Genomic DNA, 18,218 nt, shown 5'->3' on the forward strand with positions numbered 1-18,218 from the left:
GGAAAATGGACCAGTTCGTTACACGCGTCAGCAAGACGCAAGCCGAACTCTCCCACACTAACCGAAATTCCCGACAGTTTATACAAACTAACTAGATGGTACAAATTCGTAGAAACCCCGAATGACGGCAACGCCCAATGCGCGCACACTTCGCTCACGTTGCAATACCACGGCGATTGCCGTGGCTGGCTTCTTGCCTCATCTAGCAGGAGTGGTTGTCATGAGTTTTGCGTCAGTGCTGGTCCTCAACGGACCGAATCTCAATCTGCTCGGCACGCGCGAGCCGACCATCTACGGCTCGGAAACGCTCGACGACGTCGCGAAACTTTGCCGCGATGCGGCAGAGCGCCTGAATCTGTCGATCGACTTCTGTCAGTCGAACGCCGAGCATCAACTGATCGACTGGCTGCACGCGGCGCGCACCAAGGTCGACGGCATCGTGATCAATCCGGCGGCTTACACGCATACGTCGGTGGCCATCGCCGATGCGCTTACCGCGATCGAAAAGCCGGTCATCGAGGTGCATATTTCAAACGTGCATCGCCGCGAAGCGTTCCGTCATCACTCGTACGTGTCGGCGGTGGCGGACGCGATCATCATCGGTTGCGGCACGCAAGGCTATGTACTGGCTTTGGAGCGGATGGCGACCATTCTTAAGAATAGGGCGGCGAAATGAACGTACAAGCGAACACACAAACGAACGCACAAGCGAACTCACAGGCAACACCTCATTCCTATCTGGTCGGCCTGATCGGCGCGGGTATCGGCGGATCGCTGACGCCGGCCATGCACGAGGAAGAGGGCAGCAAGCTCGGTTTGCACTATGTGTACCGCCGTATCGACCTGGAAGCACTGAAACTCGACGTCGCCGCGCTGCCCGATCTGCTGATGGCCGCCGAACGCATGGGCTTCAACGGTCTGAACATCACGTACCCGTGCAAGCAGGCCGTGATTCCGCTGCTCGACGAGCTTTCCGACGACGCGCGCGCGCTCGGCGCGGTCAATACGGTGCTGTTCAAGGACGGCAAACGCATCGGCCACAACACGGACTGGTCCGGTTTCGCGCGTGCGTTCCAGCGCGGCTTGCCGGACGTGTCGCTAGAGCGTGTCGTGCAACTCGGCGCGGGCGGCGCCGGCGCGGCAGTCGCGCACGCCGCGCTGAACATGGGCGCGAAGTCGCTGACGCTTTTCGACGTGGATGCCACGCGCGCTGCGTCGCTCGCCGACGAATTGCAGAAGCGTTTTCCTGCCGCCACCGTCTGCGCCGGCAGTTCGCTCGCCGAATCGCTCGCGGCCGCCAATGGCCTGATTCACGCTACGCCCACCGGTATGGCGAAATTGCCCGGCTTGCCGTTACCGGTCGAATTGCTGCACCGCGATCTGTGGGTCGCGGACATCGTCTATTTCCCGATCCGCACCGCGCTGTTGCAGGCGGCCGAAGCGCTCGGCTGCCGTACGCTGAGCGGTGGCGGCATGGCGGTGTATCAGGCAGTCGACGCCATGCGCATTTTCACCGGTCTCGAACCGGACGCCGAGCGCGTCTACACCCACTTTCAGTCGTTGTTGCAACGCTAACCGGCAGCGTGCCGACCGGTAACGAGCAGATCGAGGAGACAAGAAACCCATGCAGCAACCGATTCAATCCAGTCCCGCCGACGTCGCCACGCCGCAAGGTGTGACGGCAAGCACCGCGCGCCGCTCCAAAGCGCGTTATCAGATTCTGGCGCTGCTCGCGGTCGGGACGATGATCAATTACTTAGACCGCACGGTGCTCGGCATCGCGGCGCCGCAGTTGACCAAGGAACTCGGCATCAACGCTGCGTTGATGGGGCTGCTGTTCTCCGTGTTTTCGTGGAGCTATGTGGTTTCGCAAATTCCGGGCGGCCTGTTTCTCGACCGCTTCGGCAGCAAGCTCACGTATTTCCTGTCGATGACCTTGTGGTCGCTGTGCACGCTTGCGCAAGGGCTGGTGCATGGCATCGGCGCGCTGTTCGCGTTCCGCCTTGGCCTGGGCGTTTCCGAAGCGCCGTGCTTTCCGACCAATAGCCGCGTGGTCGCCACGTGGTTCCCGCAGAGCGAACGCGCGATGGCGACCGGCACATACACCGTCGGCGAATATATCGGCCTCGCTTTTTTCAGCCCGTTCCTGTTCATGCTGATGGGCGCGTTCGGTTGGCGCTCGCTATTCTACGTGGTGGGCGGCGTGGGCATCGTGTTCGGCGGGATCTGGTGGATGTTCTATCGCGAACCGCGCGACCATCCGTCGGCGAATCAGGCGGAGCTCGACTATATCGAAGCAGGCGGCGGTCTCACGCATCGGAAGAAGGATGCCGATGCGGCGGGCGGCACGGACGCCGCATCGGCGGCATCGGCAAAAAGCGGCGGCTTCGAATGGCGCACCATCGGACGCCTGCTCAAGCATCGTCAACTGACGGGCATTTGCCTCGGCCAGTTCGCCGGCAACTCGACGCTGGTGTTCTTCCTCACCTGGTTCCCAACGTATCTCGCCACCGAACGCCATATGGCCTGGCTGAAGATCGGCTTCTTCGCGATCATGCCGTTCATTGCCGCGTCGATCGGCGTGATGTTCGGCGGCATCTTTTCCGATTGGCTGCTGCGCCGCGGCAAGTCGCCGAACGTGGCGCGCAAGCTGCCGATCATTGCGGGCCTGCTGCTCGCGTCGACCATCATCCTCGCGAACTATGTGGACAGCAACGTGGCGGTGATCGCGATCCTGTCGGTGGCGTTTTTCGCGCAAGGCATGGCCGCGCTGGGCTGGACGCTGGTGTCCGACATCGCGCCGGACGGCCTGCTCGGCGTGACCGGCGGCATCTTCAACTTCGCGGCGAACCTGGCCGGCATCGTGACGCCGCTGGTGGTGGGCTTCATCGTCGCGGCAACCGGTTCGTTCGTCGGCGCGCTGGTCTTCATCGGTGCGATCGCGCTGGTCGGGGCGCTGTCGTACATCTTCATCGTCGGCGATATCAAGCGGATCGTGCTGGCGGATTAAGCTGCTGCCTGAGGCCGGACGAAAAAAACGGGACGCTGCGCGTCCCGTTTTTTACTTGAGGCTCGATTCCCTCAATCGTCCTTGCGCACGAACCGCAGCACGGCATCGACGATCATGGCGCGATGCCGCGCGCGCAAACGCGGATGCGACGGATCGCGGCCGAACGCCGTGCCGAACGTATGGCGATTACCCACGCGATGAAAGCACAGTGAACTGATCAGCAGATGCAGATCGATCGGATCGATATCGCTGCGGAATTGTCCGGCCGCGATGCCGCGCGAGAGCAGATCCTCAATCGTATGAATCACGGTGACGTTGCGGCCTTTGAACGTCTTGACCTGCTCGACATATTTGGCGCCGTGAATATTTTCGATGGTGACGAGCCGTACGAAATCGCGCTGACGGTCGTGATAGTCGAACGTAAACTCGACGAGCGCACGCATGCCCTCGATCGGATCGAGTTCGCTGACGTGCAGATCCTGTTCGAGTGCGCGAATGTCTCCATACACCTTTTCCAGCACCGCCTGGTACAACCCTTCCTTGCTGCCGAAGTAGTAGTACAGCATGCGCTTGGTGGTGTTCGTGCGCTCCGCGATCGCGTCGACGCGTGCGCCCGTCAGTCCCATCGCGGAGAACTCCTGGGTCGCGACGTCGAGGATGTTGCGCTTCGTCTGTTCGGGATCGTACTTGCGCCGGGCGTCGGTACGCGGAGTGTCGGACGGGATGCCGTTGGTATCAGGCTCGGCGGCCTTGCTTCCCTTTTTCATTGTGTATTCGAGCGGCAGTGACGGCGCATTCTAGCATGGCGAAATTGGCCTTTTAACCGGCGCGCGGGCATGAGCGGCGACGTGTCGGCCGAGGTCAAACGGCAGGCCGGCGACGCGCGGCGAGCGCATCGCGCGTCTGCATGGCGGTGTAGGTCAGTTGCGCGGCCGCGAGGCCGAGCGCGCCGTAAGCGGGCGTCAGGCCGAACGACGCAAACGCCTCGGGCACCGGACGCTCACCGGCAATCGCCGCGGCCAGCAGTTCGCCGGACACGGTGGTCGGCGCCATGCCGTGTCCACCGAAACCGACCGCGTACCAGACGCCATCCGCGCTGCGGCCGATCTGCGGCATCTTGTGCCGCGCGTAGCTCATCAGGCCGCCCCACGCGTACTCGATCCGCACGTCGTGCAACTGCGGATAGACCTTCAGCAGATCGCGTCGCAACAGGCGCGCGATCACCTCGGGTTCGCGGTCGCGTACCGAGATGCGGCCGCCCCACAGAATGCGCGTGTCGGGCAGCGGGCGGTAATAGTCGAAGGCGAAGCGGGTGTCGTAGATGGCGGCGCGTGTGTCGATTGCGTCTTGCAGACGCGCGCCGAGCGGTTCGGTCGCCATCACGTAGGTGGCGATCGGCAGCACCGCGCGTTCGACCAACGGATAGACGCGGCGCGCATAACCGCCGCCCGCCATCACGACGTGTTGGGCGTCGAGCGCACCGTGCTGCGTGTGCACCACGAAGCCGGCGCCGTCGCGCTCGAGACGCACGACCGGCGAATCCTCGTGGATCTGCACGCCGGCATGCGTCGCGGCGTCGGCCACGCCGAGAACATACTTCAACGGGTGAAAGTGGAACGCGTTGCGCTCGAACAGACCGCCGTGATAGCGGCGAGTTTTCAGCTGCGAAGCGAGTTGCTGCGCCGCCACCGGTTCCCACTCGACGCCGAACGAATCGCGCATCAGGCGCCGCTGCGATTCCAGTCGAGCCGGTTCGTCGAACCAGTTGGCGAGGATTACGCCGGCGTCGGTCGCGTCGCAATCGATGTGATAGCGCGCGATGCGTTCGCGCATCAGATCGACGGCGTCGGTGGTCAGCGTATAGAGTTCGCGAGCGCGCACGGCGCCGAGGGTTTTGAGCAGATCGGCGCAATCGAGGCTATAGCCGCCGAACACGAACCCGCCGTTGCGGCCGGACGCGCCGAAACCCACTTGCCGGGCTTCGAGCACGGTGACGTCCGCGACGCCCCGCTCGGCGAGTCCCAGCGCCGTGGACAATCCCGCCAGGCCGCCGCCGATGACGCAGACATTGACGGCGCGCCGGCCAGCTAGCGGCGCATAGGCGGAAGAACGGGTGACAGTGGCTTCGTAAAAGCTTTGCATACGGCTAGGGTAGCGGCAATCGCGCGCTCGCGTCCAGCCGTCGCATGATCGCGGTGTCGAAGCGCGTATAAAACAAAGGCCGGCATTCGCGTCGAGCGAATGCCGGCCTTTCTCCGGCTGACCATGAAACGCCTAGGACACCGGCAACAGCTTGCCGGTGAACACCACCGGACCGCTCGGCGCGTTGTGATCGGGCGAGCCGCCCGGCGCTTCGATCGACACCGCCAGCGCCTCATAGTTCTCCGGCTTCTGCTGGCCGGCCGTGACCTTGCCGTTCGCGCTGTCTGGCAGCATGCCGAGCGAGACCGGATGGCCGCTCGCCGGGATGCCCCATAGTTCCATCGCCCGGCCGGCGGGCAGCTCGACCTTGCCGAGCGGATGCACGGTCATGGTCGAATGCGCCTCGTCCCAGGCGACCAGCATGACCGGATGCGCGTCCTTGTTGTTCAGCACGGCGACATGCGACACGGCCGTTTCGGGTTGCTGAGCAACGGTCGGCGCCGTGACAGGCGGCGTGGCGGACGGCGTGGCGGACGGCAACAGCGAGCGCACGGCGACCACCACGGCAACCGCTGCGAGGCCCGTGACACCGAGCGCCCAGCCGCGCCAGAACGCCAGGTTTTCGAAGATGCTGCGCGACGGCCGCGCGGGTGTTTCCACCACGGTGCGAGGACGCGCCACCTCGCGCGTGGCCGTGAGGCCGAGTCGCCGTTCGATGGCGTCCCACACGGCGGCCGGCGGCATGCGAGGTTCGGCGAGTTCGGCCATTGGAGAGATGCGCCGCTGCCATTCGTCGACGGCTTTGCGGATCGTCGCGTCGTGGTCCGCGTAGCGTTCGAAGCGGCGGCGCGCACTGCCGCGCAATGTGCCGAGCACATATTCGGCGGCCAGCAGATCGACGAGCTGAGGATAGCGATGGAGATTCATTACTCGCCTCCCAGGCAGGTCTTCAGCTTGGCGAGGCCGCGCCGGATCCACGACTTGATAGTGCCGAGCGGCACGCTCAGCACCTCGGCGATCTCGCTATGGCTCTGATCGCGCAGATACGCGAGGGCAACCGCCTGGCGTTGCGCGGGTTCGAGCTGCTGCATGCAGCCGGCCAGCAAACGCGCCTGCAGGCTGACCGCGGTCAGCGCTTCGGGGTCCGGGTCGCCGGTCGCCACGAGATCGTCCAACGCATCGCTCCATTCCGTTTCCTGCATGTTGACCCGCCGCAGGTGATCGAGAGCACGGTTGCGGACGATCGCCGACATCCACGTCATCGGAGCGGACAAGGCGCGGCGATAGTCGCCGGCAAAGCGCCAGATATTGACGAAGCTGTCCTGCAAAACTTCTTCGGCCCACTCGTGCCTGCTCAATATACGGAGCGCGAGACCGAACAGTTTCGGGGCGGCGAGATCATAAAGCTCGCGCAACGCCGCGCCATCTTGTTTGGCGACACGTTCGAGCAGCTCGGCGAGCGTTTCCGGCGTCAGTTCTCGAGGATTGGCGGTCATGGAGGGAGTTAGGGTGAGCTTGCGCGCCTATGTTACTCAACTTCGCCGCCAGCTTGTACGTGGTTTTTTTTCGTCGGCCTGCATCCATCAGGAAGCGGTTTGCGTATGTGGCTGCAGAGCCCGGCGTTGCGTGTCCTTGCGCCTTGACGATAGGGCGCGCCGCGCTTGCAGGCCGGTCCGGACACGGGGTGCGTGTGAGTGAGAGCAGGGCCGTTGCGCTTGCCTGACGAAACCAGAGGCCGGCAATGGAGCTAGGCGACGCAGGAGCGATGAGGCGTCGCGGGCGGCATGGCGATGTGCGGGGGGGCGCGGCTCATTCCTGAGACCAGGTCCGGGCGGTTGACGATTCGTCGGCAATCGCCCGGACCGGAATGGGCTTATTTGTTCGTGCGGGTTTGTCAGTTTCGTTTGCGTCTGGTTGCTTCGAGGCGCGCTTTAACGACCCCAGCGCAGTACCAGGGGATCGAGCCGCCGCGCAACCTTCAACAGTCCTTCGCGCGTGGCCGGATGCATTTGCGGCAACGGATGGCGCACCGCATCCGAGCGGATCACGCCGCCTTCCTTCATCAGCGCCTTGCACGAAGCGAGGCCGCCCTGGCGATTTTCGTAATTGATCAGCGGCAGCCATTGTTGATAGTGCGCGGCGGCTGCCTCGGTGTCGCCGGCCGCGTAGGCGTCGATGATCAGGCGGATACCGTCGGCGTAGCCGCCGCCTGTCATCGAACCGGTTGCACCCGCATCCAGATCGGCCATCAGCGTGATTGCCTCTTCGCCGTCCCACGGACCCACGATTGCATCGCCGCCCACTTCGATGAGCTCGCGCAGTTTGTTCGCTGCTTGCGGCACTTCAATCTTGAAGTACGACACGTTGTCGATCTCGCGCGCCATGCGGGCGAGAAACGGCGCGGACAACGGCGTGCCGCTGACCGGCGCGTCCTGAATCATGATCGGGATGCCGATCGCGTCGGACACGGTGCGGTAGAACTCGTAGATGCCACGTTCGCCGATGCGGATCGTCGCGCCGTGATACGGCGGCATGACCATCACCATGGCGGCGCCCGCGGCCTGCGCGCTGCGGCTGCGCTCGGCACACTGGTACGAGCTGAAATGCGTGGTCGTGACGATCACCGGCACTCGGCCCGCGACGTGTTCGAGAACGACCTGCATGAGCGTGTTGCGCTCGTCGTCGGAGAGCGCGAACTGCTCGGAGAAGTTCGCCAGAATGCACAGCCCGTTCGAACCCGCGTCGATCATGAAGTCGATGCAGCGTTTCTGGCCTTCGAGGTCGAGCCGGCCGGCGTCGTCGAAGATGGTCGGCGCGACGGGGAACACGCCGCGCATTGCGGCAGGATGAGATGACTGCGTCATGGTGATGGGTGTCTCGTTGGCGTTGGAATATCGGCGTGCCGGCATGTCGATCAGAGTTGGCGCATCAGCGCTTACTCTGGTCCCATGCAACTCAGCCGACTATACGGCGCGGAACACGGCAGGTATATTGAATTGTTTCCATCTTGTGATCGCTTTTGCGATTCACCTACGCTGCAATTCGATCCGCCATGAAAGACACCCTCAACGTCCTGCTGTCGAAGCTGCGCATGAAGCAACTCCAATTGCTGATCGCGCTGGACGACCTGAAGTCCCTGCACAAAGCCGCCGGCGCGATGTCCATGACGCAGTCGGCCGCCAGCAAGGCCTTGCAGGAACTGGAGTCGATGCTTGAGGCGCCGCTCTTCGAACGCTCGAAAAGCGGCATGATCCCGAACCAGCTCGGCCATTGCGTGATCCGCTACGCGCGCCTCATGACGACCGATCTCACCGCGCTCTGCCAGGACGTCGCCGAGATACGTTCCGGGCGCGGCGGGCGGCTCGCAATCGGCGCGATCATGGGCGCGATTCCGGAGTGCGTCGTGCCGGCGCTGAATCAACTGCATGCCACGCAACCGGGTCTTTCCGTCGAAGTGGTGGAAGACACGAGCGCGCGCATGCTGCAGCAACTCGACGACGGCCGGCTCGATCTGGTGATCGGCCGCGCGGCGGTGGCGGCCGATCCGTCGAAATATCACTATCGTCCGCTCGGTGATGAACCGCTCTCGGTGGTGGTCGGCTACGGCCATCCGCCGTTGCCGAAGAAAGAGGCGAAACTGCGCGATCTGGCGGGCCACCGTTGGGTGATGTATCCGTCGCATATGCCGCTGCACGCGCTGCTCGAACGTGAGATGGATCTGGCCGGTCTGCAGATGCCGGATAACCCGGTTTCCACGGCCTCGACGTTCGTGACGGTGGCGCTCCTGCAAAGCAGTCACGATCTGGTTTCGCTGTTGCCCACGGCGATCGCCGCCTTGTTCGTTCGGCAGAAAATGCTGCGCCTCGTGCCGGTGAAGCTGAAGTCGCCTTCGCAGACTTTTGGCGTCGTCACGCGCAAGGGCGGTGTGCTGTCGCCGCCGGCGGAACAGTTCATCGAATTGCTGTGCGCGCAGCCGGGTGAACAGGCGCGAGCACGGTTGCCGCAACGCCCTGCGAGAAAGCAAAAAACCGCCTGAAGCGGCGGTTTTTCATCACAGGAAAGACGCTGAATATCGCATGGCAATTCACGCCGCGCCATGCTTCGCAAACGGGTGTTGTAGCCGCGACACTCTCGGGTAAATCCGAACGGATCGTAGGTTCACGTTCCGCGCTACACTGCTTCGAAGGTGCGCTGGGCCAGAAGAAACCGGCGTCCGCTCGGGGAGAGCAGCATGAATCGGCCGCTGGTTCGGTTACCGTTTCGCACGACAGGCACGGCGTCTGTCCGCAAATGGTTCAAATGGGTGCTGGTCGCGGCATTTTTGCTCGCGCTGGCATTGGCGGCACGCTTTTGCCAGAACGAGATCGAAACCTCGCGATTGCAGGCGCACTATCTTTCCGAATTGACTCGCGACGTAGGTTTTTCCGTCGCCGACGGTGCCAGTCATTCCATCCGTTTCCCCGAAGCCGACAAAGGCCCTTACGACAGCCGTCTGGGCTACGCGTTGCTGCCGTCGATCCAGCAGCGTCTGCTGCAACGCGGCTTTGAAATCACCACCCAGGCGCGCGATTCCGAGCGGATGCTGTCGCTGGCGGATAACGGCCTTTTTCTGCCGTACGAAGAAAAAGATCGAGCGGGCCTGCAACTCTTCGACGGCACCGGCGCGCCGCTCTTCGCCGCGCAGTTTCCCGGCCGCGTGTACGACGACTTCGATGCGATTCCTCCGCTGGTCGTGAATTCGCTGCTGTTTATCGAAGACCGCTATCTGCTCGATCCGAACCAGCCGAACCGCAATCCGGCCATCGACTGGGGGCGCTTTAGCCGCGCGCTGGCCGATCAGGGCGTGCGCGTGTTCAATCACCATCAGTCGCAGCCCGGCGGCAGCACGCTCGCCACGCAGATCGAAAAATTCCGCCACTCGGCGGGCGGCCGCACGGCGACGCCGCCGGAGAAATTGCGGCAGATCGCGTCGGCTTCGGTGCGCGCTTATCTAAACGGCCCGCAAACCATGCCGGCGCGCCAGCAGATCGTGGTCCACTATCTCAACTCGGTGCCGCTGGCCGCGCAGCCGGGCATCGGCGAAATCAACGGTATTGGCGACGGTCTCGCCGCCTGGTATGGCCGCGATTTCAACGACGTCAACCGCATCCTGATCGCGCCGTCGACCGAACAGAATCTGCCGGAGCAGGGCATCGCATTCCGGCAGGTGCTTTCGTTGATGATCGCGCAACGTGCGCCGTCGTATTTCCTGCATCACGGCTACAAGGAACTTGAACGGCTGACCGACAGTTATCTGCGGCTGCTGGCGAACGGCGGCATCGTGTCGGTCCCGTTGCGCGACGCCGCGCTCTCCGCGGTGGTCGATTTGCATCGTGCGCCCGTCAAAACCGCCAGTGCGGATTCCTTCGTGTCGCGCAAGGCGGTGACGTCCATGCGTTCGCATCTGCTGGCGGCGCTCGGCATTCCCAGTTTTTACGAACTCGACCGCCTCGATCTGCAGGCGAAGGGCACGCTCAATAACGCGGTTCAGCAAGCCGTGAGCGACCGGCTCGCCGCTGCCGCCACGCGCGACGGCGCGAAAGCCGCGGGTCTGGTCGGCTTCGAAATGCTGCGCGCGTCGGACGATCCTTCGAGGATCGCCTATAGCTTCACGCTGTTCGAGCGGCGCGACGGTGCCAACCTCGTGCGGGTGCAAACCGACAGCGTCAACCAGCCGTTCGACATCAACTCCGGCGCGCGCCTGAATCTCGGTTCGACCGCGAAACTGCGTACCGTGGTGACGTATTTGCAGATCGTCTCCGACCTGCACAAGCGTTATGCACCGCTGAGCACAGCGGAACTGAAAGCCGTGAAGTACGATCCGAACGATCAGCTCACGCGCTGGTCGCTCGATTATTTCGCGCACACCTCGAATCGCTCACTGCAAGCCATGCTCGACGCGGCCGTGGAGCGCAAATACTCGGCCAGTCCCGGTGAAACGTTCTACACGGGCGGCGGCGCGCAGACCTTCAACAATTTCGAATCCGACGACAACAGCCGCATTCTGACCGTGCACCGCGCGTTCCAGCATTCGGTGAATCTGGTGTTCGTGCGGTTGATGCGCGACATCGTCCACTACGAAATGGTGCAGACCACCGGGCCGTCGGCGCAATGGCTGGGCGATCCTGCGATGCGCAAGATGTATCTGACGCGCTTCGCCGATCAGGAAAGCCGCGTGTACATGAACCGTTTCTACACGAAGTATCACGGCAAGACACCCGATCAGGCCTTGTCACTGCTGCTGCTCGGTGTGCGCAAATCGCCGCCCAAGGTGGCGACGGTGTTGCGCAGCGTTGCGCCGGACGAGTCGAATGCGTGGTTCAACGTCAAAATGCGCGCGGCGCTGAAAAACACGCCGGCCGCCTCAGTGCTCGACGACGAAGACCTGGCGAACCTGTACGCCAAATACGCAATCGACCGCTTCAATCTGAACGATCGCGGCTATATCTCGAGCGTGCATCCGCTGGAACTGTGGACGCTCAACTATCTGCGGGAGCATCCCGACGCCACGCTCGAACAGATCCAGAGCGCGAGCCGCGATGTACGTCTGTCGACTTATTCGTGGCTCTTCAAGACGCGCTATCACGCGACGCAAGACCGCCGCATCAAACGCATGGTCGAACTGCGTGCCTACGATGCCATCGGCAAATCATGGCAGGCGCTCGGCTATCCGTTCGCGACGCTCACGCCTTCGTATGCCGCGGCAATCGGCGCGTCGGGCGACCGGCCAGCCGCGCTCGCGCAACTGATCGGCGTGATCGCCAACAACGGCAACAAGGTGCCGACGGAAAGTCTCACGCAACTCGACTTCGCGAAAGACACGCCTTACGAAACGCATTTCAAGCGTGCGGCGGTGGCGCCCGAGCAGCAGTTGTCGCCGGAAATCGCGAGCACGGTGAAAGCGTTGTTGCACGACGTCGTGACCGGCGGCACGGCGAAGCGTCTCGCGCAAGGCATGACGTTCCCCGATGGCCAGACGCTCGAGGTGTACGGCAAGACCGGAACCGGCGATCAGCGCTTCAATGTGTTCGCCAAAGGCGCGCGGCTGATCGAGTCGCGCAAGGTGAACCGCAGCGCGACCTTTGTGTTCGCGATGGGCGACCGGTTCTACGGCACCTTGACCGCGTGGGTGCATGAACCGTATGCCGCGCATTACGAATTCACGAGCGCGCTGTCGGTGCAATTGCTGAAATCCATGGCGCCGGTCTTGCAGCCGTTGCTGAATGAGACGCCTGTGAAGACGGCTTCGGTTACGAAGGTTGCCGCGCAATGAGCATCGGGCGAAGCGTGCCGGTGTTGCAGCCGTTGTTGAACGATCCGCTTGTGACGACGGCTTCGGTTACGAAAGGTCGCGGCGCAATGACCATCGAGCGCAGCCTGCTGATGTTCATTTCGATTAGCCACACCGGCAGCGCCTAATAAACCGTCTCCGCCGCCGGCTTCAGGAACAGCTCATGTACCGGCGCGAAATGCGCATAAAGCGGCAGAATCGCGCCGCCCATCGCACGCGCGTCGGCGCCGATCGCGCCTTCCAGTAATTGCGGACGCACCATGCCTTCCCATTCGAAGCGATCGAGCACGCGCTCGGTGCGGCGAATGATTTCGCGCAACAGTTGCCGGTCGAGTTCGCCGTCGATCACGATCGCGTCGAGATCGAGCAGGGCGGCTGCATTGGTCAACGCAGTGGCGATCGCGGGACATGCGCCGTCGAGCCATTGCTCGGTGTGCCGCCACAGTTCCGGCGACAACGCGCGATGATCGTGCGCGGCCGCAGCAGGCGCGCCCGCATCGGTCAAGAGCTTCTCGAGCACGAAGCCCGACGCAGCGTGCAACAGCTGGCGCGCCGGTTTGCGCGCGCCGCCTTCGCGCAACGGAATCGAGCCGACCGCACCCGCGTTGTCGTGCGGGCCGCCATGCAGACGGCCGTCGATCACGAGCCCGCCGCCGATAAACGTGCCGACGAAAAGATACAGAAAATTGTGGATGCCGCGCCCCTGGCCCATCACGAGTTCGGCGGCGCAGGCGGCCGTGGTGTCTTTTGCGAACTCGACGGGCAGGCCCGTCATGGTGCCGATGCGCGAGCGCAGATCGATCTCGTTCCATGCTTCCAGCGCGTCGGGCGGCGCGCCGAGGAAATCACGCCAGCCGCCGAGCCATAAAGGCGCCGCGACGCCTACACCGACCACCTGGCTGGCCTTCGCGCCGAGTGTCTGGTTCACGCGCGCGAGTTTATTTTCGAGCGCGGGAAACAGCGTGCGTGGATCGGGATACGCGTAGTCGAAGACATCGCGGTGCACCACGTGGCCGGCAAAATCCATCGCCAGTACGTCGAGACTGCGGCGTCCCACCTTGATGCCGATGGTGTACGCGCCTTGCGCGCGTAGCGCGATCGGCACCGACGGCTGGCCGATCCTGCCGCGCACGCGAGCCTGCTTTTCGAGCAGGCCGTCTTCGATGAGGCGCTCGACGATCATCGACACGGTCTGCATCGAAAGACGCGTGAGGCGGCCCACGTCGGCTTTCGGCAGCGGCCCATGCAAGCGGATCGCCTGCAACACGATGCGCTCGTTGAACTGCCGCATGCCGACCTGATTCGAGCCGACCGTGCGTTTGAGGGGCGAGCGGGTGCCGGTGGTTTCCATGGCGGGCGCCCGCTCAGCAGGATGCGCGCATCATGCAATCGCCTTGACGTCTGCTTCCTTTGCGCCGGTCATGATTGCCACCGCCTCCGACATGTGGATGTCCGCCCGGTTCACCAGCGCCGCGCGCCGGCCGAGCCGCTGGATATGAATGCGGTCCGCGATCTCGAACACGTGCGGCATGTTGTGGCTGATGAGGATCACCGGCAGGCCGCGATCGCGCACGCGCCGGATCAGTTCCAGCACCATGTTGCCTTCCTTCACGCCGAGCGCGGCGGTCGGCTCGTCGAGAATCACCACGTGCCGCGCGAACGCCGCGCTGCGCGCCACGGCCACGCCCTGACGCTGGCCGCCCGAGAGTGTTTCGACGGCCTGGCGCATCGAGCGGATGCCGATTTGCAAGTCCTTCATATGCGCGGTCGCTTCCTCCAGCATGCGGCGCTTGTCGATCATCTTGAAGATCGAGCCGCGCCAGCCGGGTTTCAGCAGTTCGCGCGCAAGGAACAGGTTTTCGGCGATGCTCATGGCCGGCGCGACGGCGAGCTCCTGATACACCGTCTCGATGCCTTGCGCGCGGGCGTCGAGCGGGCTACGGAATTTGACCGGTTTGCCGTCGAGCAGAATCTCGCCTTCGTCCGGCACCGTGGCGCCGGAAAGGGCCTTGATCAGCGACGACTTTCCCGCGCCGTTATCGCCGATCACGGCCATGATCTCGCCGGGCATCACTTCGAAGTCGCAACCGTCGAGCGCGGTCACATTGCCGTAGCGTTTGATGAGTCCACGCGCCTGCAGAACGGGCATCGCGGAAGAAGCGGAAATGGGGGTAGACATGACGGATTCCTCTGGCTGTTCAACCGCGACGATGGGAAAGTTTGTCCGCGGCGACCGCGAGAATCACCAGCATGCCGGTGATCAACACCTGGTAGACCGAGGACACGCCGATCAACGTCAACCCATTGCGAAACACGCCGACGATCAACGCGCCGAGCAGCGTGCCGACAATCGAGCCGCGTCCGCCGAACAGACTCGTGCCGCCGAGCACGACCGCGGTAATACTGTCGAGATTCTCCGTTTGCCCCGCCTGCGGATCGCCTACGCCGGTACGCGACACGGACAACAGCGCGGCGATGCCGTAGATCGCGCCGGCCAGCGAGTACACGGTCAGCAGGATCTTCTGCGACGACAGGCCCATCAGGCGCGCGGCCTCGGGGTTATTGCCGAGCGCGTACAGATGCCGGCCCGGCACGGTGTCGCGCAAGACGAACCAGGTGGCCAGATACATCAGCAAGGTGAGCACGGTGCCGTACGTGACATCCGCGGGGCCGAGCTTGAATGTGTTGCCGAAGAACATGATCGCGTCCGGCAGGTTCGACACGCTCTCGGCGTTCGAATAGATCTGCGTGAGCGCGAACGCGATATTCAACGTACCCAACGTAACGATGAAGGCCGGCAGTTTGATGCGCGTGATCAGCACACCGTTGAGCGCACCGAACAGCGTACTCGCGCCGACCCCGCACAGAATCGCGAGCACCGGCGGTACGCCGAGCGTGACCGCGAATTTGGTCATGATGATCGAGCCGAACGCCATCACCATGCCGCACGACAGGTCGATGCCGCCGGTCAGCACGATCAGCGTCTGGCCGATGGCGATGACCGCGACCACCATGGTTTGCTGCAGGATCAGCGAGAGGTTCTGGAACGACAGGAAGCGGCTGCTCTGCGAAATGAAGAAGCCGCACGCCAGTACCAGCGCGATGAGTGGCCCGACCTCGGCAAGCGATGGCATGCGTTCGGCGAACGAACGCGAGTGGCTGGCGGGTGCGGAAGGAGTCGACATGATGGATGACCTCGATGCAGAAGCGTGGCGCTTTGGCCACGCGGCAAGTCCGATGGCGGCCCGGCGAAGCAGGCCGCTGTTCAGTGCGCGTTACTTGTTGCCCCAACAGTTATCAAGGCCGAACTTGGTGTCCTTGCTGTCGATGCCGGACATCGCTTTGTCGGTGATCAGCGTCACGCCGGTGTCCTGATAGCCGGAGACTTTCTTGCCGGTCTTCGCGTATTCGACGCCGGCCGTCACGCCGAGCGAGGCCATCTTCAGCGGATACTGTTGCGAGGTCGCGGCGATGGCGCCGGCTTTGACGTTGCGCACGCCTTCACAGCCGCCGTCGATCGAGACGATCATCACGCTCTTGTCCTTGCCCGCAGCTTTCAGCGCGCGGTAAGCGCCCGCGGCCGCCGGTTCGTTGATGGTGTAGACCACGTTGATGTCGGGCGACTTCTGCAGGCAGTTTTCCATCGCCGTCTGGCCCTTGGCCTGATCGCCGCGGGTGTCCTGGCTGCACACCACCGAGGGGTCGCCTTCCTTCACGCCGAAGCCTTCCAGGAAGCCGTTATGACGCAGCACGCCGACCGAGACGCCGGGCGCGAGATCGAGCGTGGCGATCTTCGCGGGCTTGCCGTTGAGCGCGGCTTTCGCGTACTTGCCGATCAGCACGCCGGCCTTGAAGTTGTCGGTGGCAAAGAGGGCGTCGGTGGCGTCTTGCGGATCGGTGGGGGTGTCGAGCGCGACGACCATCACACCGGCGGCGCGCGCTTTCTTGATGCTCGGCACGATCGCCTTGGTGTCGCTCGGCGTGATCAGTATCGCCTTCGCGCCGGCCGTCATCATGTTTTCGATGGCGGTGACCTGGCTCGCGTTGTCGCCGTCGAACTTGCCTGCAGCAGTGATCAGCTTCGCGCCGTCTTTCGAGGCGGCCGCTTCGGCGCCCTGTTTCATCTTCACGAAGAACGGGTTGGTGTCGGTCTTGGTGATGAGGCCGACGACAGGCTGGTCAGCCGCCTGGCTCGCGCTCGCACACCAGACCGCCGATGCCGCGACGCACATCGACACGATTTTCCTGGCGACAGGAAGCCTGCGGGAATTCAGATTCATGGGACGCTCCTCCGGTTTTTGGCAACGACGTTGTGGTACTGGTGGTTGCCTGCGCGAACGCTGCGTGCTGGCAACCTGGTTTGCGATCTGCTGCGAGATGAAGGCGCTTCGAAACGATTTGCAGCTGGGTCGATTCGCGCCGCCTAAATCACTTTGGTTGATTTAGTACAGCAGGCGCGTCGATTCGCGTCAAGTAAATCATCGGCATGGAAGTTTGCGCGCGGACCGTGGCCTTCGGGCTGAGCGCCTTATGTGACAAGGCTTCGGCGGAGTAGTGCGGCGCGAGACCGAGCGTTCGGGCTTGGGGAAAGTCCTGGCTCGAATGAAGGCATATTGAAAGCTTATTAAGGCTTTCTCGACGCTAGATCGTTTGCGTCGCGAGGGTATTCAGCGGACCCTGAAGTGTGCGGACATGGCGGTTATCGCGATGTCCGTGACGAATCGGCTCAACGGCGCGGCGCGAGCGCTTGCCGCCTCGTTTCGAGTTGCGTGACGACGCGTTGCAAGGTCCGCTCGGCAGGGCCCGGCGTCGCGACGAACTTGCAACCGATCACAAAGCGTCGGTCGCCCTTCACCGTGCTCACCTGCCGTGGCGCGACGATTTCCAGATCCAGTTGCAGCATGCCGAAGCTGCCGAGTTGCAATGCGACGTCGCGCAGCACCGTGCCGCGTTCGAGCGAGCCGAAGCGTTCGTCGGCGGTCTTCAACGCAATGCCGCCCAGCGACAGGTCCAGCAGCTCCAGACGGAACGAACCGCCGTCCGCATACGGGCCGCTGGCGATGTACGGGTCGAGCACGGGCGTTTGCACGCGGAAGAATTCGCGGCGTTGAACGTAGTGGAGCAACGTAGGTAAGGGCGCTTCGAAAGCCGGCAGTCCATCGAACTGAGTCAGCGTGGCAGCGAACGTCGTGAACTCGGTGCGAATGCCGCCGGGCAGGCTGCGGAACGTCAGTTGCCGGGCAGCGGGTAAGGCATCGTTGTCATTGGCCACGCTGCCGGCATCGAAGACGAAGCGGGCATTGCGCGAGTCGACATCGAGTATCTGCGTGACGATTTGCCGGCCACCGAATTCGACCGTGACGAAGTCCTGTCCGGACACCAGTTGACGCAGACACACGGCAATTTGCAAGGGATGGCGCTGCGCGAAGTTCGAATCGGCGTCGAGGGTTTGTTCGGCGACGTCGGCATCCAGCGAGAGATCGGCAATCATTCGAATATCCATGCGTGTTACGGCCTTGGCCCGGCCGGTTGGAGAGCGCGGCGGCCTGTGGTCGTCGCGGCGCTCGGCCTTTCCCTGAGTTATTGCAGGGACCGTGCCAACTGCATGGATCGCTGGATGAATGCCGCGCGCAGTCTGCGGGACCGCTTGCGGCGGGCGTTTGCGGGCTGCATGTGAGGAAAGCGGCACGCGCGTAGCGAGGGTTCGCTACGTAACGTCCGCGATGCTGTTACGGC

At 63.4% G+C, this 18,218-nt stretch carries 16 protein-coding genes; 6 read left to right on the forward strand and 10 right to left on the reverse strand.

The window, feature by feature from the left end; all coding sequences use genetic code 11:
• Positions 1–220 precede the first annotated feature (220 nt).
• From aroQ to B0G75_RS04675, 3 genes are read left to right on the forward strand one after another with little or no spacing between them, the layout of a single operon-like run.
• On the forward strand, positions 221–676 hold the full coding sequence (gene aroQ / locus B0G75_RS04665; protein ID WP_106301057.1) for a type II 3-dehydroquinate dehydratase: 456 nt from the start codon (positions 221–223) through the stop codon (positions 674–676).
• A complete protein-coding gene (locus B0G75_RS04670) occupies positions 673–1,575 on the forward strand; it encodes a shikimate dehydrogenase (RefSeq protein ID WP_106301060.1) in 903 nt (300 codons plus the stop codon). Before aroQ ends, B0G75_RS04670 begins: the two co-directional genes overlap by 4 nt.
• A gap of 49 nt (positions 1,576–1,624) precedes the next feature.
• The gene (locus B0G75_RS04675) at positions 1,625–3,010 is read left to right on the forward strand and encodes an MFS transporter (RefSeq protein WP_106301063.1); all 1,386 of its coding nucleotides are present in this window, start codon (positions 1,625–1,627) and stop codon (positions 3,008–3,010) included.
• Positions 3,011–3,081: 71 nt separating this feature from the next.
• Here B0G75_RS04675 and B0G75_RS04680 read toward each other — a convergent pair whose 3' ends face one another.
• The 5 genes from B0G75_RS04680 to B0G75_RS04700 all read right to left on the reverse strand — a co-directional run bounded on the left by B0G75_RS04680 (position 3,082) and on the right by B0G75_RS04700 (position 8,016).
• Positions 3,082–3,777, reverse strand: a complete 696-nt coding sequence (locus B0G75_RS04680; RefSeq protein ID WP_106301066.1) for a TetR family transcriptional regulator — start codon at positions 3,775–3,777, stop codon at positions 3,082–3,084.
• Between the two features lie 94 nt (positions 3,778–3,871).
• Positions 3,872–5,152 (reverse strand): FAD-binding oxidoreductase, encoded by a 1,281-nt coding sequence (locus B0G75_RS04685; RefSeq protein WP_106301069.1) that lies wholly within the window; start codon positions 5,150–5,152, stop codon positions 3,872–3,874.
• A gap of 132 nt (positions 5,153–5,284) precedes the next feature.
• Positions 5,285–6,079, reverse strand: a complete 795-nt coding sequence (locus B0G75_RS04690) for an anti-sigma factor domain-containing protein (protein WP_106301072.1) — start codon at positions 6,077–6,079, stop codon at positions 5,285–5,287.
• Positions 6,079–6,648, reverse strand: a complete 570-nt coding sequence (locus B0G75_RS04695) for an RNA polymerase sigma factor (protein ID WP_106301075.1) — start codon at positions 6,646–6,648, stop codon at positions 6,079–6,081. Before B0G75_RS04695 ends, B0G75_RS04690 begins: the two co-directional genes overlap by 1 nt.
• A gap of 435 nt (positions 6,649–7,083) precedes the next feature.
• On the reverse strand, positions 7,084–8,016 hold the full coding sequence (locus B0G75_RS04700) for a dihydrodipicolinate synthase family protein (protein WP_106301078.1): 933 nt from the start codon (positions 8,014–8,016) through the stop codon (positions 7,084–7,086).
• A gap of 188 nt (positions 8,017–8,204) precedes the next feature.
• Between B0G75_RS04700 and B0G75_RS04705 the strand changes: the two genes are divergently transcribed.
• The 3 genes from B0G75_RS04705 to B0G75_RS40500 all read left to right on the forward strand — a co-directional run bounded on the left by B0G75_RS04705 (position 8,205) and on the right by B0G75_RS40500 (position 12,610).
• A complete protein-coding gene (locus B0G75_RS04705) occupies positions 8,205–9,188 on the forward strand; it encodes a LysR family transcriptional regulator (RefSeq protein WP_106301081.1) in 984 nt (327 codons plus the stop codon).
• Between the two features lie 195 nt (positions 9,189–9,383).
• Entirely contained in the window at positions 9,384–12,464 is a 3,081-nt protein-coding gene (locus B0G75_RS04710; RefSeq protein ID WP_106301083.1) for a transglycosylase domain-containing protein, read from the forward strand.
• A complete protein-coding gene (locus B0G75_RS40500) occupies positions 12,461–12,610 on the forward strand; it encodes a hypothetical protein (protein ID WP_181309162.1) in 150 nt (49 codons plus the stop codon). The genes B0G75_RS04710 and B0G75_RS40500 overlap by 4 nt, the downstream gene beginning before the upstream one ends.
• On the opposite strand, the gene B0G75_RS04715 is transcribed toward B0G75_RS40500, so the two are convergent.
• The 5 genes from B0G75_RS04715 to B0G75_RS04735 form a co-directional block, all read right to left on the reverse strand.
• Positions 12,607–13,833: an ROK family transcriptional regulator gene (locus B0G75_RS04715; RefSeq protein ID WP_106301086.1), complete on the reverse strand. Its 1,227-nt coding sequence runs from the start codon at positions 13,831–13,833 to the stop codon at positions 12,607–12,609. The genes B0G75_RS40500 and B0G75_RS04715 overlap by 4 nt on opposite strands.
• A 30-nt stretch (positions 13,834–13,863) precedes the next feature.
• Positions 13,864–14,661, reverse strand: a complete 798-nt coding sequence (locus B0G75_RS04720) for an ATP-binding cassette domain-containing protein (RefSeq protein ID WP_106301089.1) — start codon at positions 14,659–14,661, stop codon at positions 13,864–13,866.
• Between the two features lie 19 nt (positions 14,662–14,680).
• Entirely contained in the window at positions 14,681–15,667 is a 987-nt protein-coding gene (locus B0G75_RS04725) for an ABC transporter permease (protein ID WP_106301092.1), read from the reverse strand.
• 90 nt (positions 15,668–15,757) lie between these two features.
• Complete coding sequence (locus tag B0G75_RS04730; protein WP_106301095.1) at positions 15,758–16,762, reverse strand: sugar ABC transporter substrate-binding protein; 1,005 nt, start codon at positions 16,760–16,762, stop codon at positions 15,758–15,760.
• A 446-nt stretch (positions 16,763–17,208) separates the two neighbouring features.
• Positions 17,209–17,973, reverse strand: coding sequence for a flagellar brake protein (locus tag B0G75_RS04735; protein ID WP_106301098.1), 765 nt, complete (start codon positions 17,971–17,973; stop codon positions 17,209–17,211).
• Positions 17,974–18,218 lie beyond the last annotated feature (245 nt).

This window comes from Paraburkholderia sp. BL18I3N2 (genome assembly GCF_003001875.1).
Taxonomy (GTDB): domain Bacteria; phylum Pseudomonadota; class Gammaproteobacteria; order Burkholderiales; family Burkholderiaceae; genus Paraburkholderia; species Paraburkholderia phytofirmans.

Bases quoted from the DNA above. Each gene is read 5' to 3' on its own strand.
- B0G75_RS04700 (WP_106301078.1), bottom strand. From the start codon at position 8,016: ATGACGCAGTCATCTCATCCTGCCGCAATGCGCGGCGTGTTCCCCGTC.
- B0G75_RS04725 (WP_106301092.1), bottom strand. From the start codon at position 15,667: ATGTCGACTCCTTCCGCACCCGCCAGCCACTCGCGTTCGTTCGCCGAA.
- B0G75_RS04705 (WP_106301081.1), top strand. From the start codon at position 8,205: ATGAAAGACACCCTCAACGTCCTGCTGTCGAAGCTGCGCATGAAGCAA.
- B0G75_RS04670 (WP_106301060.1), top strand. From the start codon at position 673: ATGAACGTACAAGCGAACACACAAACGAACGCACAAGCGAACTCACAG.
- B0G75_RS40500 (WP_181309162.1), top strand. From the start codon at position 12,461: ATGAGCATCGGGCGAAGCGTGCCGGTGTTGCAGCCGTTGTTGAACGAT.
- aroQ (WP_106301057.1), top strand. From the start codon at position 221: ATGAGTTTTGCGTCAGTGCTGGTCCTCAACGGACCGAATCTCAATCTG.
- B0G75_RS04720 (WP_106301089.1), bottom strand. From the start codon at position 14,661: ATGTCTACCCCCATTTCCGCTTCTTCCGCGATGCCCGTTCTGCAGGCG.
- B0G75_RS04710 (WP_106301083.1), top strand. From the start codon at position 9,384: ATGAATCGGCCGCTGGTTCGGTTACCGTTTCGCACGACAGGCACGGCG.
- B0G75_RS04690 (WP_106301072.1), bottom strand. From the start codon at position 6,079: ATGAATCTCCATCGCTATCCTCAGCTCGTCGATCTGCTGGCCGCCGAA.
- B0G75_RS04685 (WP_106301069.1), bottom strand. From the start codon at position 5,152: ATGCAAAGCTTTTACGAAGCCACTGTCACCCGTTCTTCCGCCTATGCG.
- B0G75_RS04730 (WP_106301095.1), bottom strand. From the start codon at position 16,762: ATGAATCTGAATTCCCGCAGGCTTCCTGTCGCCAGGAAAATCGTGTCG.
- B0G75_RS04675 (WP_106301063.1), top strand. From the start codon at position 1,625: ATGCAGCAACCGATTCAATCCAGTCCCGCCGACGTCGCCACGCCGCAA.
- B0G75_RS04680 (WP_106301066.1), bottom strand. From the start codon at position 3,777: ATGAAAAAGGGAAGCAAGGCCGCCGAGCCTGATACCAACGGCATCCCG.
- B0G75_RS04715 (WP_106301086.1), bottom strand. From the start codon at position 13,833: ATGGAAACCACCGGCACCCGCTCGCCCCTCAAACGCACGGTCGGCTCG.
- B0G75_RS04695 (WP_106301075.1), bottom strand. From the start codon at position 6,648: ATGACCGCCAATCCTCGAGAACTGACGCCGGAAACGCTCGCCGAGCTG.
- B0G75_RS04735 (WP_106301098.1), bottom strand. From the start codon at position 17,973: ATGATTGCCGATCTCTCGCTGGATGCCGACGTCGCCGAACAAACCCTC.